At 62.0% G+C, this 15,015-nt stretch carries 16 protein-coding genes; 9 read left to right on the top strand and 7 right to left on the bottom strand.

Annotation, left to right across the window (positions count from 1 at the left end; genetic code table 11):
• The first annotated feature begins 192 nt into the window (after positions 1-192).
• The 3 genes from ctaD to ACP15O_RS03100 all read left to right on the top strand — a co-directional run bounded on the left by ctaD (position 193) and on the right by ACP15O_RS03100 (position 3,115).
• Entirely contained in the window at positions 193-1,866 is a 1,674-nt protein-coding gene (gene ctaD, locus ACP15O_RS03110) for a cytochrome c oxidase subunit I (RefSeq protein ID WP_425094576.1), read from the top strand.
• A gap of 89 nt (positions 1,867-1,955) precedes the next feature.
• Positions 1,956-2,615, top strand: coding sequence for a class I SAM-dependent DNA methyltransferase (locus ACP15O_RS03105; RefSeq protein ID WP_425094575.1), 660 nt, complete (start codon positions 1,956-1,958; stop codon positions 2,613-2,615).
• A gap of 5 nt (positions 2,616-2,620) precedes the next feature.
• Complete coding sequence (locus tag ACP15O_RS03100) at positions 2,621-3,115, top strand: DUF2244 domain-containing protein (protein ID WP_425094574.1); 495 nt, start codon at positions 2,621-2,623, stop codon at positions 3,113-3,115.
• A gap of 66 nt (positions 3,116-3,181) precedes the next feature.
• On the opposite strand, the gene ACP15O_RS03095 is transcribed toward ACP15O_RS03100, so the two are convergent.
• Together ACP15O_RS03095 and ACP15O_RS03090 are read right to left on the bottom strand one after the other, a co-directional pair.
• On the bottom strand, positions 3,182-4,336 hold the full coding sequence (locus ACP15O_RS03095; protein ID WP_425094573.1) for an aromatic ring-hydroxylating oxygenase subunit alpha: 1,155 nt from the start codon (positions 4,334-4,336) through the stop codon (positions 3,182-3,184).
• A gap of 153 nt (positions 4,337-4,489) precedes the next feature.
• A complete protein-coding gene (locus tag ACP15O_RS03090) occupies positions 4,490-4,951 on the bottom strand; it encodes a GatB/YqeY domain-containing protein (protein WP_425094572.1) in 462 nt (153 codons plus the stop codon).
• 212 nt (positions 4,952-5,163) lie between these two features.
• Between ACP15O_RS03090 and carA the strand changes: the two genes are divergently transcribed.
• The gene (gene carA / locus ACP15O_RS03085; RefSeq protein WP_425094571.1) at positions 5,164-6,321 is read left to right on the top strand and encodes a glutamine-hydrolyzing carbamoyl-phosphate synthase small subunit; all 1,158 of its coding nucleotides are present in this window, start codon (positions 5,164-5,166) and stop codon (positions 6,319-6,321) included.
• Between the two features lie 101 nt (positions 6,322-6,422).
• Complete coding sequence (locus ACP15O_RS03080) at positions 6,423-8,348, top strand: glycosyltransferase (RefSeq protein ID WP_425094570.1); 1,926 nt, start codon at positions 6,423-6,425, stop codon at positions 8,346-8,348.
• Here ACP15O_RS03080 and ACP15O_RS03075 read toward each other — a convergent pair.
• Positions 8,304-8,942, bottom strand: coding sequence for a GntR family transcriptional regulator (locus tag ACP15O_RS03075; protein WP_425094569.1), 639 nt, complete (start codon positions 8,940-8,942; stop codon positions 8,304-8,306). The genes ACP15O_RS03080 and ACP15O_RS03075 overlap by 45 nt on opposite strands.
• Positions 8,943-9,033: 91 nt before the next feature.
• Between ACP15O_RS03075 and ACP15O_RS03070 the strand changes: the two genes are divergently transcribed.
• From ACP15O_RS03070 to ACP15O_RS03060, 3 genes are all read left to right on the top strand, one after another.
• Positions 9,034-9,678 (top strand): pyrimidine 5'-nucleotidase, encoded by a 645-nt coding sequence (locus ACP15O_RS03070; RefSeq protein ID WP_425094568.1) that lies wholly within the window; start codon positions 9,034-9,036, stop codon positions 9,676-9,678.
• A 103-nt stretch (positions 9,679-9,781) separates the two neighbouring features.
• Positions 9,782-9,985, top strand: a complete 204-nt coding sequence (locus ACP15O_RS03065; protein WP_425094567.1) for a hypothetical protein — start codon at positions 9,782-9,784, stop codon at positions 9,983-9,985.
• A gap of 75 nt (positions 9,986-10,060) precedes the next feature.
• A complete protein-coding gene (locus ACP15O_RS03060; protein ID WP_425094566.1) occupies positions 10,061-11,260 on the top strand; it encodes a UbiH/UbiF family hydroxylase in 1,200 nt (399 codons plus the stop codon).
• On the opposite strand, the gene ACP15O_RS03055 is transcribed toward ACP15O_RS03060, so the two are convergent.
• Genes ACP15O_RS03055 through ACP15O_RS03040 form a run of 4 tightly spaced genes read right to left on the bottom strand, consistent with a single transcriptional unit; the run spans position 11,257 to position 13,846 of the window.
• Positions 11,257-11,724 (bottom strand): DM13 domain-containing protein, encoded by a 468-nt coding sequence (locus ACP15O_RS03055; RefSeq protein WP_425094565.1) that lies wholly within the window; start codon positions 11,722-11,724, stop codon positions 11,257-11,259. The two genes, ACP15O_RS03060 and ACP15O_RS03055, sit on opposite strands and share 4 nt — an antisense overlap.
• Positions 11,725-11,727: 3 nt before the next feature.
• The gene (locus ACP15O_RS03050) at positions 11,728-12,870 is read right to left on the bottom strand and encodes an aminotransferase class V-fold PLP-dependent enzyme (RefSeq protein WP_425094564.1); all 1,143 of its coding nucleotides are present in this window, start codon (positions 12,868-12,870) and stop codon (positions 11,728-11,730) included.
• A 29-nt stretch (positions 12,871-12,899) separates the two neighbouring features.
• Positions 12,900-13,394: an Lrp/AsnC family transcriptional regulator gene (locus ACP15O_RS03045; protein ID WP_425094563.1), complete on the bottom strand. Its 495-nt coding sequence runs from the start codon at positions 13,392-13,394 to the stop codon at positions 12,900-12,902.
• Positions 13,391-13,846, bottom strand: a complete 456-nt coding sequence (locus tag ACP15O_RS03040) for an Lrp/AsnC family transcriptional regulator (protein WP_425094562.1) — start codon at positions 13,844-13,846, stop codon at positions 13,391-13,393. Before ACP15O_RS03040 ends, ACP15O_RS03045 begins: the two co-directional genes overlap by 4 nt.
• Positions 13,847-13,977: 131 nt before the next feature.
• On the opposite strand from ACP15O_RS03040, the gene ilvC reads away from it, so the two are divergent.
• Positions 13,978-15,000, top strand: a complete 1,023-nt coding sequence (gene ilvC / locus ACP15O_RS03035) for a ketol-acid reductoisomerase (protein WP_425094561.1) — start codon at positions 13,978-13,980, stop codon at positions 14,998-15,000.
• Positions 15,001-15,015: the final 15 nt, after the last annotated feature.

Below are 15,015 nucleotides of genomic sequence, written 5' to 3'. Positions count from 1 at the left end.
AAATCGCCCGCAGATTACCCTTGGGGCAGCTTTCCCCCGTCTGAGCGCGGAAATCTCAAGAGGGTGCGACAAAATTATTTGACCTAGATCAAATTCAGCAATTGCCGCGCCCCCGCAGGCATTCTAAAACCGGAATTGGACCACGGGCGCAGAGTCTCTCTGCGCCTTCAACACACCAACAGGAGGCAGAGTATGGCAGACGCAGCCATCCATGGCCACGGACACGAAGACCAGCGCAGCTTCTTCACCCGCTGGTTCATGTCTACCAACCATAAGGATATCGGTATCCTTTATCTGATCACGTCGGCACTTGTCGGCCTGATCTCTGTATGTTTCACCGTGTACATGCGCCTGGAGCTGATGGAGCCCGGCGTTCAGTACATGTGTCTGGAAGGCGCGCGCTTCATTGCTGCCGCCGCGGGCGAATGTACCCCCAACGGGCATCTGTGGAACGTGATGATCACCTATCACGGCGTTCTGATGATGTTCTTCGTCGTGATTCCCGCCCTGTTCGGCGGTTTCGGCAACTACTTCATGCCGTTGCAGATCGGCGCGCCGGACATGGCGTTCCCGCGCATGAACAACCTGTCCTTCTGGCTGTATTTCTGCGGCACCGCGCTGGGTGTGGCCTCGCTGCTCAGCCCCGGTGGCAACGGTCAGCTGGGCTCGGGCGTGGGCTGGGTTCTGTACCCGCCGCTGTCCACCCTCGAAGGCGGCATGTCCATGGACCTGGCGATTTTCGCGGTGCACGTTTCGGGTGCGTCCTCGATCCTGGGTGCGATCAACATGATCACCACCTTCCTGAACATGCGTGCCCCCGGCATGACCCTGTTCAAGGTTCCGCTGTTCGCCTGGTCGATCTTTGTCACCTCGTGGCTGATCCTGCTGTCGCTGCCCGTTCTGGCCGGCGCCATCACCATGCTGCTGACCGACCGGAATTTCGGCACCACCTTCTTTGACCCAAGCGGTGGCGGCGACCCGATCCTGTACCAGCACATCCTGTGGTTCTTTGGCCACCCCGAAGTGTACATCGTGATCCTGCCCGGTTTCGGCCTGGTCAGCCACGTGTTCGCCACCTTCGCGCGCAAGCCCGTCTTCGGCTACCTGCCGATGGTCTGGGCGCTGGTCGCCATTGGGGCCCTGGGCTTTGTCGTGTGGGCGCACCACATGTACACCGTGGGGATGTCGCTGACTCAGCAAAGCTACTTCATGCTGGCCACGATGGTTATCGCGGTGCCGACGGGCGTGAAGATCTTTAGCTGGATTGCAACGCTGTGGGGCGGCTCGATCGAGTTCAAAACCCCGATGCTGTTCGCCTTCGGCTTCCTGATCCTGTTCACCATCGGTGGTGTGACCGGCATCGTGCTGAGCCAGGCGGGCGTGGACCGTGCCTATCACGACACCTACTACGTTGTGGCGCACTTCCACTACACCATGTCGATGGGGGCCGCGTTCACGATTTTTGCTGGGATCTACTTCTACTTCAGCAAGATGACGGGCCGTCAGTACTCGGAATTCTTCGGTAAGATTCACTTCTGGCTGTTCTTCATCGGCGTGAACCTGACCTTCTTCCCGCAGCACTTCTTGGGCCGTCAGGGGATGCCCCGTCGCTACATCGACTACCCCGAAGCATTCGCTTACTGGAACAAGATCAGCTCGATCGGTGCGATGATCTCGTTCAGCTCGTTCCTGCTGTTCTTCGGCATCGTGATCTACGCGCTGCTGAAAGGTAAGAAAGAGACCGCAGCGAACCCCTGGAACGAATATGCGGATACCCTGGAATGGACCCTGCCCTCGCCCCCGCCCGAGCACACGTTCGAGCAGCTGCCGAAGCAGGAAGACTGGGACAAGGGCCACGCGCACTAAGCGCCCCCCGCCTCTGAACATCGCGAAAGGGGCCCCGGACACACGCCGGGGCCCCTTTTCTATTGCCAGCCAGCGACCCGCGCCCAAAGATGACTGACCGCCTCCTGGATTTTTCTGCCATCAAGGCCCAGACCCAAACCGTCTATGACCGGCAGGCCGACGCCTGGGACAGCCAGCGTGGCCAGCGCCATGAGGAGCTAGGGCTTTACGAAAGAAACTGGCTGCAAAAGTGGCTGGCCAGCCTGCCGCGCCCGGCTGACCTTCTTGATCTGGGCTGCGGTTCCGGCCGGCCCATCGCGGGCTTCCTGCTGGCGCAGGGGCATCAGCTGACGGGCTATGACTACAGCGCGCGCATGATCCGCCTTGCCCAAAGCCACTTTCCCACCGCCAGCTGGCCCACCGCCGCATGGCATGTCGCCGACATGCGTGATATGTCCACAGACCGCCACTGGGATGGTATTCTCAGCTGGGACGGGTTCTTTCATCTTAGCCCCCAGGAACAGCGCAGCGCCCTGCCCCGCATGGCGGCCCGGTTGCGCCCCGGCGGAGCCATGATGCTTACCGTTGGCTGGGGCGAAGGCGCCGTCACCGGCACTGTCAACGGCGAAACCGTTTATCACGGCAGCCTTTCGACAGATGAATATGTCACGATCCTGAAACAGGCCGGGTTCAGCGCGGTCACGGTCACGTTGAAGGACGCCTCGGTGCTGGGCAGATGCGTCTTGCTGGCAACGGGCAAAAGAGGCTGACGGATATGCCCTATACTTGGTCTGACGATTCGAAAACTGCTCCGCTGCTGCGTCTGTGGCCGCACAGATCCCTGCCCCGCCGCGGTTTTGCCGCGATGATCCTGCTGGCCTTTACCCTTGGGACGATCCCGCTGTATGGGCTGATCGGCACGGTGGCTTTGTGGGGGATTTTGCCCTTTATCCTGATCATGGTGGGCGCGCTGTGGTGGGGGCTGGAGCGGTCCTATCGCGATGCCGACATTCTGGAAGAGCTGTCCTTGCGCGGGGACATGCTGCACCTGACCCACAGCCCCGTGCGCGGCGCCCCCCTGGAGTGGGAATGCAACGTCTACTGGACCCGTGTGGAAATGCACGTTCACGGCGGCCCCGTCCCCTACTACCTGACCCTGGCCGGCAATGGGCGCACAGTGGAAATCGGCAGTTTTCTATCCGAGGACGAACGCAAATCCCTCTATGACGAGCTGATCCGCAACCTGGACGCATGGCGCAGCAGCAAATGAAAAGGACCCCCGATACAGATTCTGGCTGTTCACAGTCCAAATGCGCCAATCGCTAAGCGCCTTCGTTCAGACGGTCAGACGGCCGGCCAGCGCATCCTCGATCGCGTCATGGCCCCAATGCAGCCCGCATTCGTATTTGCCAAAGGTGAACAAGTCATTCGCACCACTGTTCAGGCCCTTCTGAATGCCTTCGCCGATGACGAAATCCTCTTCGAACACCGTGCGGATCAGATCATAGTTTTTCTGCCAGTAGCGCTCGGCTTTTTCGGTCTTGGGGGCCTCGGGGATCAGCATATGGCACTGGAAAATACAGGTGTCCGGCCCGGTCGGGATGATCGCGTGGATATAGACGTGATCCACCTGGCACTGCACGAAATTGGCCGGGAACAGGTAGTTCTGTGTCAGGAAATTCGGGCGGTATTCCCAGGTTTCGGGATCCTGGCCCTTTAGCTCCAGCACACGGGGCAGAGGCACGGCGTGGCGCACATGCGGGCCAAAGTTGATCTGGTGGCTTTGGTTATCCAGATAAGCCGCACAAGCGGTTTCGCTGTGCGCATGGCAGAAGTGATAGGATTCCTGAAACCCCTCCAGCGCCAGGCGCCAGTTCATGTTTCGCTCCAGCGTCCATTTACGGTAAACGGCATGGGTGTCCAGGCTCAGGCTTTCCAGCTGCTCTTCCATCGGTTTCAGCCAGGTGTCGAAATCCACCGGCTTGTCCTGCGGCGCGGGCACCACCCAGATCAGGCCGAACCGTTCGTGCACGGGCAATTCGCGCAGGCCCAGCTTGGATTTATCGAGACCTTCGAACCCGTAGGGCTGCGGCATCCCGCGCAGATTGCCATCCAGATCAAAGGTCCAGCTGTGATAGGGGCACGACAGGGTCTTGGCCTTGCCGCAGGGTTCATCCTTCAGCCGGGCACCGCGGTGACGGCAGACGTTCAGAAAGGCGCGGATCTCACCGTTTTTGTTCCGGGTCAGCAGGATGGGCATGCCGGTGTGATCATGGGTCATGAAATCGCCCGGCTCGGCCAGTTCCGAGCTATGCGCCACGATGATCGGGAAGTTGCGGAACAGGGTGTTGACCTCTTGCTCCAGCTGTTTGGGATCGGTGTAGCGCGTAACCGGAGCTTCCATCATCCGAGGCAGCATATTGGTGGTGCCGGCCTCGGCATAGGCCAGGGTTTTCTCGATGATCTCGCGTTCTTCTGCGGAAATTTGCATGGCGCGGGGGCTCCTTCGGGTCTTCGGCCGGCTTAGTCTCAAAATTTCGAATGTCTTAAACTGGCAGCTCAGGGGGGCGCAAGCATCCCCGCGCATTATCTTGCAACAAAAAAGAGGGCCGAGGCCCTCTTTTGTCATCATAGTGCAACACAATTACGCCGACAGCTTATCCTTGACCAGCGGCCCCACCGCGCCGAAATCCATCTGGCCGGTGTATTTGGACTTGAGCGCGCCCATCACCTTGCCCATGTCACGGATCGAGCTGGCGCCGATCTCGGCAATCGCCTCTTCGACGGCGGCGGCGGCTTCGGCCTCGCTTAGCTGGCGCGGCAGGAAATCCTCGATCACCGTGACCTCGGACAGTTCGCGTTCGGCCAGGTCCAGCCGGCCGCCCTCTTCGTAGGTGCGTGCGCTTTCCTGACGCTGCTTGACCATCTTCCCCAAGATCGCCAGAACGTCGGCGTCGCTGACGCCCTCTTCTTTGCCTTCGCCTCGGGCCGCGATGTCGCGGTCCTTGATGGCGGCGTTGATCAGCCGCAATGTCGAAAGCCTGTCGGCTGCCTTCTCTTTCATGGCCTGTTTCAGGGCCGTGTTGATCCGGTCTCGCAATTCCATGATATCCCATCCCCTTGGGTGTGCATCGAAAGGCGACACTATCCAATCGCGCCCGCACGATCAAGCAAAGCCTACGTCACGTCATCGCCTTGTTTTAAAGGGCGGGCAAAGCGCACAATAAAGCGTAGACTTCGCGCGCTTCTGCCTCTTGACCCCGCGCGCGCCGGACCATAGAACCCCAGCAATTTGCCACCCATTCGGAGACTCGCGCCATGGCCCAGACGCCCTCTTCCCGCCCGACTGCCTGCCTTGTTCTTGCGGACGGCTCGATCTTCTACGGAACGGGGTTCGGCGCGACCGGCGTCGCCCAGGCCGAGCTGTGCTTCAACACCGCCATGACCGGCTATCAGGAAATCATGACCGATCCGTCCTATGCCGGCCAGATCGTGACCTTTACCTTCCCGCATATCGGCAACACCGGCATCACCCCCGAGGATGACGAAACCGCCGATCCCGTTGCCGCCGGTATGGTGGTCAAATGGGATCCGACCGAGCCCAGCAACTGGCGCTCGGCCGGGCGGCTGGCCGATTGGCTGGCACAGCGCGGACGCATCGCCATCGGCGGTATCGACACCCGCCGCCTGACCCGCGCCATCCGCCAGGCCGGTGCCCCGCATGTGGCTCTGGCCCATGACCCCGAAGGCAATTTCGACATCGAGGCCCTGGTCGCCCAGGCCCGCGCCTTCCCCGGCCTTGAAGGCATGGATCTGGCCAAAGAGGTCACCTGCGCACAATCCTATAAGTGGAACGAAATGCGGTGGGCCTGGCCCGATGGCTATCCGGTGCAGGACGCCCCCCAGCACAAGGTCGTGGCCGTCGATTTCGGGGCCAAACGGAATATCCTGCGCTGCCTGGCCTCGGCCGGCTGCGACGTGACCGTGCTGCCCGCCACCGCCACCGCCGAAGAGGTGCTGGCCCACAACCCCGACGGCGTGTTCCTGTCGAACGGCCCCGGCGATCCGGCGGCCACTGGCACCTATGCCGTGCCGATGATCAAATCGGTGCTGGATGCGGGCCTGCCGGTCTTTGGCATCTGCCTGGGTCACCAGATGCTGGCACTGGCCCTGGGCGGCAAGACCATCAAGATGAACCACGGCCACCACGGCGCCAACCACCCCGTAAAGGAACATGGCACCGGCAAGGTCGAGATCACCTCGATGAACCACGGGTTTGCCGTGGATGCAGACAGCCTGCCCAACGGCGTCAGCGAAACCCATGTGTCGCTGTTTGACGGCTCGAACTGCGGGATCGCGATGGACGATCGCCCCGTGTTCAGCGTACAGCACCACCCCGAGGCCAGCCCCGGCCCGCAGGACAGTTTCTACCTGTTCGAGCGCTTCGCCGCGAACATGGCCGCGCGCAAGGCCTGAGCTGTTGCAATCGGGCCCCATCGCGGGCCCGATTAACATTTATTAACCGTTCGTTAACACTTCTGCCCGCATGATTTGACCACACGGTCAGGAGAGCAGCGGTGACGCTACAAGAGCGGATCCTTTTCCACCCCAGAACACACTGGTCTTTCGGGCAATACCTGATGGACCGTGGCGTTATTGGCTCGGCACATATGCTGCGGGCCAATGCCGAACGGCTGACCAGCGATGCCGATCTGGGCGAGGTGCTGATCGCTTTGGGGGCGCTAAGCCCCGACAGCTATGCCGATCGCGCGGCCGAATGGATGCGCACCAGCCGCGCCACCCCGGCCGAGCTGACCCCGAACCTTCAGATGCTGGACCATCTGGGCCCCCGGTTCTGCCTGCGATACGGTATTCTGCCGCTGGGGGAACGGGCCGGGCTGACCTATATCGCCACGGCCCGTCCCGAAAGCTTTCAAAAACTGCTGCCCGATCTGCCCACGGACTGGGGCGTCATTCAGCCCGTCGCCGCCACGCTGGATGACATTCAGGCGGTCATTGCCCAGACCTATCGCGATCAGCTGACCTATGCCGCGCAAACCCGCACCCCCGATTTCGAAAGCTGCCGCAGCTGGGAAAATGTCTCGCGTCAGCGGGTGTGGCTGTCGGCGCTGGCGATCCTGAGCCTGCTGGCGCTGACCGTTCTGTATCCTATCGCGGTTTTCACCACGATCACCGCCTGGGCGGCCTTTGCGATGCTGGTCTCGACCGTGATCAAGGTGGTCTCTTTCCTGGCCTACCTGACCAACCGGGCCGACCCGACGCCGCCGCCGCATGTTCCTCCCGATCCGCACTATAAACGCCCGCGTATTTCGATCCTTGTGCCGCTCTATCGCGAAACGGAAATCGCCCGCGTCCTGCTGCGCCGGCTGACGCGCCTGACCTATCCCAAATCGCTGCTGGACGTGGTGCTGGTGCTTGAGGAAAACGATACCCTCACGCGTGAGGCCGTGGCCGAGGCCACCCTGCCCCATTGGATGCGGGTTGTCGTTGTCCCCGATGGCGCCCCCAAAACCAAACCGCGCGCAATGAACTATGCGCTGGATTTCTGCGATGGCGACATCATCGGCATTTTCGACGCCGAGGACGCCCCCGAACCCGACCAGCTGGACAAAGTGGCCGAGCAATTCCGCACCGCTCCTGCCGATGTCGTGTGTCTTCAGGGGGTTCTGGACTATTACAACGCGCGCCAGAACTGGATGGCGCGGTGCTTTACCATCGAATATGCCGCCTGGTTCCGCGTGATCATGCCCGGATTGCAGCAGCTGGGCTTTGCGCTGCCGCTGGGGGGGACGACGCTGTATTTCCGCCGCGAACCGCTGGAAGAGCTGGGCGGATGGGATGCCCATAACGTGACCGAGGACGCCGATCTGGGCTTTCGTCTGGCGCGGCACGGCTATCGCACCGCCATGCTGGATTCCACCACCCGAGAAGAGGCCAACTGCCGCCCCCTTCCCTGGGTCAAGCAGCGCTCGCGCTGGTTAAAGGGCTATATGGTCACCTATATGGTGCATATGCGCGCGCCCGCGCGGCTGTTTCGCGATCTGGGCGCGTGGAAATTCCTGGGCTTTCAGGCGCATTTCATCACCGCGATGTCCTGTTTCCTGCTGGCCCCGTTCCTGTGGTCGAACTGGCTGATGGTGTTTGGCCTGTATCATCCGCTGACCGAGGTCGTCTCGGGCGAGTGGATCCGCACCATGGCGATCATGTTTTTCACGGTCGAGCTGTGCAATATCGGGGTTGGCCTGGTGGCCGTGTCAGGCCCCGCGCACCGGCACCTGCTGGCCTGGGTGCCGTCGATGCATTTCTATTACCCGCTGGGGATTCTGGCTGCCTATAAGGCACTATATGAGCTGGTCTGCGCGCCGTTCTATTGGGACAAAACCGAACACGGGCATTCCTTGCAGACGTGCCAAGCATCGGGCGCTCCGCCCCCTGCGTCAGGCGGAAGCGTCCAGCTTGAGCCGGGTCACGAACGCCTTTGAGATATGCTCTTTGAGCGCCTCATAGGCCCGGTTCTCATCGCCGTTGCCGATCGCGCGCACGATGGCGTCATGCTCGGCCAGGGCCACCTCTCCGCGTCCTTCGGCCGCCAGCGAGGTCGTCGCCATCAGCGCCATGGACCGATGCACCAGGTCCAGCTGCTGCACCAGATAGCGGTTATGCGAGGCCAGGTGAATCTGCTTGTGAAACCGTCGGTTCGCCCGCGACAACGCCGCCGGATCGCCCAGCAGCGCCTGATCCTCGGCAACCATTTCTTCCAGCACGCGCACCTCTTCGGGGGTGGCATGGCGTGCGGCCAGACGGGCGGCCAGCCCCTCCAGCTCGGCGCGCACCACGTATAGCTCGCTGAGCTGGTTGTGATCCAACGAGGCCACGATCAGGCTGCGCCCGTCGCGCGTCAGCAATGATTGCGTCTCCAGCCGTTGCAGCGCCTCGCGGATCGGCGTGCGGGACACGCCGAACCTGTCCGCCAGTTCGCTTTCGACCAGCCGGTCGCCGGGGCGGTAGACCCCGGTATCAATCGCTTCGAGTATCAGCGTATATGCGTCCTTGTGCACCGGCTGTTCCTTTCCCATCCCATCGCATCCGGACACAGTAAGCGCCACATCTGGCCGCGATCAACCCCATTGGCTTGCGCCTTTCGTCGCGGCGTTTTAGCGTCTGCCCATGCCAAAACAAGCCTTCAGCCACGTCACGTTCTGGGTATTTGACCTGGATAACACGCTCTATCCCCCCGCCGCGCGCCTGTTTGACCAGATCGAGCACCGCATGACCGACTATGTGATGCGCTCTTTGGGGGTGGACCGGCAGCGCGCCGACCACCTGCGCAGCCATTACTGGGCCACCTATGGGACGACCCTGGCCGGGCTGATGCAGGAACACGATCTGGATCCGCTGCCCTATCTGGACGATGTGCATCAGATCAGCCTGGATCATCTGGAACCCGACAGCGATCTGGCCGATCACATCCGCGCCCTGCCCGGACGTAAGATCGTCTACACCAATGGCAGCGCGCCCTATGCCGAGCGGGTGCTGGCGGCGCGCGGGCTGGATGGGCTGTTCGATGCGGTTTACGGCGTGGAACATGCCGGGTTTGTGCCCAAACCGCAGCCCGACGCCTTTCGCCGCGTGTTTGAAGCCGACGGGCTGTCCCCCGCCCAGGCCGCCATGTTCGAGGACGACCCGCGCAATCTGGCCGCGCCGCACGCGATGGGGATGCGCACCGTGCATGTGGCCCCCGATCCGCACCCGGCCGATCATATCCACCACCATACCGACGATCTGACCGCGTTCCTGTCCCGTCTGCGCTAACCGAGGCAGGCTGCCGCAGTGCGGCAATCGGCCTCTTTTATTCAGTTTTACGAATGTTAAATGGAGGCTCCCGACATTCTGAAATTCTGAACAGGACAACGACATGACCGCGATCGACCCCTCCGAGCTGCCCGCCGCCGAAACCAAGCCCAAATCCCCCGATACCCTGATCCTGCTGGTGGTTCTGCTGGCTGTGATCGCCTGGGGGGGCTCGGTGTTTTTCTTTGGGATTCCAGGGCTTTACATCCCTGCGCTGGCCATGGTGCCGGTCATGTACGTGATCTTGATCATCATTTCCCAAGGCTGACCTGACGGGATGACAGGATGCCGCTTGGAAAGCCCCCGCAATCAGCACTAGATTGTGCGCCAGGAGGCATCCAACATGAGCATCTGTGACTTTGATATTCTGGTCTCCGGCGGCGGTGTCGCCGGGCTGACCGCCGCGGCCGTCTTTGGCAGCGCGGGATTCAGCGTTCTGTGCGTGGACCCGACCCCGCCCATCACGCAGCGTGACGCCGCCGGATCCGACCTGCGCACCACCGCGTTTTTGCAGCCCAGCCAGGCCCTGCTGGACCGCGCGGGCCTGTGGGATCGGCTGGACGCCCACGCCGCCCCGCTGCAAATCATGCGGATCGTGGATGCCGGCGGCGCCCTGCCCGAGCCTCGAATCGTTAAGGATTTCAACGCCTCTGACATCTCGGACCGGCCTTTTGGATGGAACCTGCCCAACTGGCTGCTGCGCCGCGAGATGCTGGCCCGTCTGGACGAGCTGCCCAATGTGGACTTTCGCCCCGGCACCGGCACCGCCAACCTGTTCACCCGCCAGGCCGAGGCCCGTGTCGGGCTGACCGATGGCACCACCGTACGCACCCGTCTGGTGATCGCGGCAGACGGGCGGGGCTCGCCCATGCGTCAGGCGGCGGGCGTGAAGGTGAAAACCACGCGCTATGGGCAAAAGGCGCTGGCCTTTGCCGTCACCCACCCGATTCCGCATGAAAATGTCTCAACCGAGATCCACCGCTCGGGCGGGCCGTTCACGCTGGTGCCGCTGCCCGATTACAACGGCCTGCCCTCCTCGGCCATTGTCTGGATGGAGCGCGGCCCCGAGGTCAAACGCCTGTCCGACCTGCCCGACGCGGAATTCGAGGCCGCAATGACCGAGCGCTCCTGCGCGCTGTTCGGCCCGCTGAAACTGGCCTCGCGCCGGACGGTCTGGCCAATCATCAGCCAGGTGGCCGAACGGATGTATGCCGAACGCGTGGCCCTGGTGGCCGAGGCCGCCCATGTCGTTCCGCCCATCGGCGCGCAGGGGCTGAACATGTCCCTGGGCGATATGCGCATCCTGCTGGAACTGGCCCAGGCCGCCCCCGATCAGCTGGGCAGCGCCAAGATGCTAGAGACATATCACCGCCGCCGCCACCCCGAGGTCCAGGCCCGCGTCACCGGGATTGACCTGTTGAACCGCGCCTCGATGATGCAGGCCCGCCCTCTGCGCGATCTGCGGGCGGCCGGGCTGAATGCGATCTACTCGCTGGCGCCGGTGCGCAAGACGATGATGCAGATGGGGCTGGGCACGCGTTAACGGTATTTGGCGGCGGTGATGAATTCACCAACGGCCTCGCACCAGATCACAACGGTGGTATAGGCCTCGATGTCGATCCCTGCGGGGATGTCCAGAATCGCACCGCCGAAGCCCGAAACATCGCCCACCCGCGCCGATTGGGCCTTTTGCGCCAGAAACTCTGCCTCATCCGCGGCGAAGTCTGGCACCAGATACAGTTTGTAATCCGGACCGGGGGCCAAAGCGCCCATGTGCACGATCCGCTGCGGCGAAACCGCAACCGTCCCCTCGCCCCAATGCAGGAAATCGCTGCCCTTCAAATCGCGCGAGAATTGCGCCCGATAGCTGGCCCCGCGCGCCATTTCCTGCAAGGTCTGCGCGTCGGGGCTGGCGGGGGCCGTCAGGATCGGCAGCAGGTAAATCCCCAGCGCCCCCCCGACACCCAACGCCGCCGCATGTGTCACAAGTAAGATCAGTTTTCGCATGGCCTAGCCTGCGGCGGGGCCGATCACCTTGTCAAGAACGACGCGCAGCCGGGCCATCGTGCCCTCAACATCATAGAGCTTGTCCAGACCGAAAAGACCCAGGCGGAAGGTCATGAATCCCTCGGGCTCGTCACAGGCCAGAGGCACCCCGGCAGCAATCTGCATCCCCTCTGCGGCGAATTTACTGCCGTTCTGAATGCCCGGATCCTCGGTGTAGCTGACCACCACGCCCGGCGCGCCAAAGCCCGGAGCAGCCACCGAAGGCACGCCCCGCGCGGCCAGCATCTGGCGCACCCCATCACCCAATTGCCACTGCGCGGCCCGCAGGCGTTCAAACCCATAGTCGCGCGTTTCGACCATCGTGTCGCGGAAAGCGCGCAAAGCATCCGTGGGCATCGTCGCGTGATAGGCGTGCCCGCCGGCCTCATAGGCTTGCATGATCGTATACCATTTCTTTAGATCTATGGCGAAACTGTCCGATTGCGTGACCTCCAGCCGCTCCAGAGCACGATCAGACATCATCACCAGCCCGGCCGAGGGCGAGGCCGACCAGCCCTTTTGCGGCGCCGAAATCAACACATCCACGCCCGTTGCCTGCATATCCACCCAAGCACACCCGCTGGCGATGCAGTCCAGCACCATCAGCGCGCCCACCTCATGCGCGGCACTGGCCAGCGCGGTGATATACGCATCGGGCAGGATCAGCCCGGCGCTGGTTTCCACATGGGGGGCAAACACCACGTCGGGACGGGCCGCGCGGATTGCCTCGGTCACCTCTTCGATGGGCGCGGGGGCAAAGGGCGACTGCGTGCCATTGCCGGTCTGACGGGCCTTGAACACGGTGGTCTGCGCGGCGAAATCCCCGGCCTCGAAAATCTGGCTCCAGCGGTAGGAAAACCAACCATTGCGCACGATCATCGCATGAGCATCATGGCCGAACTGACGGGCGACGGCCTCCATCCCATAGGTGCCGCCTCCGGGGATCAGCGCCACGCCATCGGCGGTGTACACCTCTTTCAACAGGTCCGAAATGTCGCGCATAACCTGTTGAAAAGACGCGGACATATGATTCAACGAGCGATCCGTGAAGACCACGGAAAATTCCTGCAACCCGTCCGGGTCAACGGTATCAAGCAATGCGGGCATGTCAGATCTCCTATCCAGTCAAACCAGATTTAGCCCCGTTGCGCCCCCATGTCCAAGGGCCATTCGCCGCCCAACGGACCGGGCCTGCGCTCTTCGCTGAGCAGCACGTTGGCCTCGACATCGCCAACGCCGGGCAAGGCCATCACCCGCCGCCGCAAAACCCGTTCGAAATCGGCAATATCACGCGCGGTAACACGCAGGCGATAGTCATACATGCCCAGCACGTGCTCGACCGTCTGCACTTCGGGGATGGCGCTGACGGCGCGCTCGAAATCCTCTAGGCTGATGCGACCCTTGGTGGCCAGCTTGACCCCCAGAAACACGGTGACGCCAAAGCCCAGCTTCTCGCGGTCCAGGTCCAGTTTGCGCCCGGCGATGATGCCGGCCTGGGTCAGCCGTTTGATCCGCCGCCAGGTGGCAGGCTGCGACAGGCCCAGCTGCCGCCCCAGGGTGCTGGCCGGTTGCGTGGCGTCCTGCGCAAGCGCGCGCAAAATCGCCAGGTCGGTGTCATCCAGATCAATCATAGCGGCAAGGTCTCGTCCGATTTGATACGGGCGACATGCATCAGCGCCTCGATGTCGTTGATATGCGGCAAGGTCAGGATCTGCGCGCGGTAGACCTGCTGATAATGCGCCATATCGCGCGCGATGACGGACAGGCGCACATCGACACGGCCCAGAAAGGTCTGAATCTCGATCACCTCGGGGATGTCGCGGGCGGCGGCGATGAAATCGTCAAAGGCACGGGTCTGGGTTTTGTCCAGACTGACGCGCAGGGACACCTCGACCGTAAAGCCAAGCGCGCGCCAGTCAATTACCGCGCGCTGCCCGCGATAAATCCCGGCCTCACGCAGTTTCTCCAGCCGCCGCGACAGACGCGAGGCCGTCATCCCCAACAGATCCGCCAAATCCGGCAGGGATTGTTCGGGGTCGCTTTGTAAATGGCGCAGAATGCGCCGATCCAGATCATCAAGCATGAATTTATCAGTAATAGCACAAATGGCGAATGAAAAGCATATAACTTGTGAATTTAGTGACGCGATTAACCTCGTGATTTCCGCCAATCCGCCTATGATCCCCCCAGAAACATAAAGGAAGGAACGCCAAAATGCGCGTCTATTACGATCGCGATTGCGACATCAACCTGATCAAAGACATGAAAGTGGCCATCCTGGGCTACGGTTCCCAAGGCCATGCCCACGCGCTGAACCTGCGCGACTCGGGTGCGAAAAACGTCGTCGTCGCCCTGCGCGAAGGCTCTCCCTCGGCCAAGAAAGCCGAAGGCGAAGGTCTGCAAGTGATGGGCATCGCCGAGGCCGCCGCCTGGTGTGACCTGATCATGTTCACCATGCCCGATGAATTGCAGGCCGAAACCTACAAAAAATACGTCCATGATAACATCCGCGAAGGCGCCGCCATCGCATTCGCCCACGGCCTGAACGTGCATTTCGGCCTGATCGAGCCCAAGCCCGGCGTTGACGTCATCATGATGGCCCCCAAAGGCCCTGGCCACACCGTGCGCGGCGAATATTCCAAAGGCGGCGGCGTGCCCTGCCTGGTCGCCGTTGACACCGACGCAACCGGCAAAGCGCTGGAAATCGGCCTGTCGTATTGCTCGGCCATCGGTGGCGGGCGTTCGGGCATCATCGAAACCAACTTCCGCGAAGAATGCGAAACCGACCTGTTCGGCGAACAAGCCGTTCTGTGCGGTGGCCTGGTTGAACTGATCCGCTGCGGGTTTGAGACCCTGGTCGAAGCCGGTTATGCGCCCGAAATGGCCTATTTCGAATGTCTGCACGAAGTGAAGCTGATCGTGGACCTGATCTACGAAGGCGGCATCGCGAACATGGACTACTCGATCTCGAACACCGCCGAGTACGGCCAGTACGTCACCGGCCCGCGCATCCTGCCCTATGAGCAGACCAAGAAAGCCATGAAAGAAGTGCTGAACGACATTCAGCAGGGCAAATTCGTCCGCGACTTCATGCTGGAAAACACCGTGGGTCAGCCCACGCTAAAAGCCTCGCGCCGTGCCAATGACGAGCACATGATCGAAGAAACCGGCGCCAAGCTGCGCGGCATGATGCCGTGGATTTCCGCCGGTAAAATGGTCGATAAAGAGAAAAACTAAGGCCGGGCACATCGC

Source organism: Youngimonas ophiurae (nom. illeg.), from assembly GCF_049803795.1.
In the GTDB taxonomy this organism is placed as follows: Bacteria; Pseudomonadota; Alphaproteobacteria; order Rhodobacterales; family Rhodobacteraceae; genus Thalassobius.
This window is presented reverse-complemented; position numbering and strand designations above follow the sequence as displayed.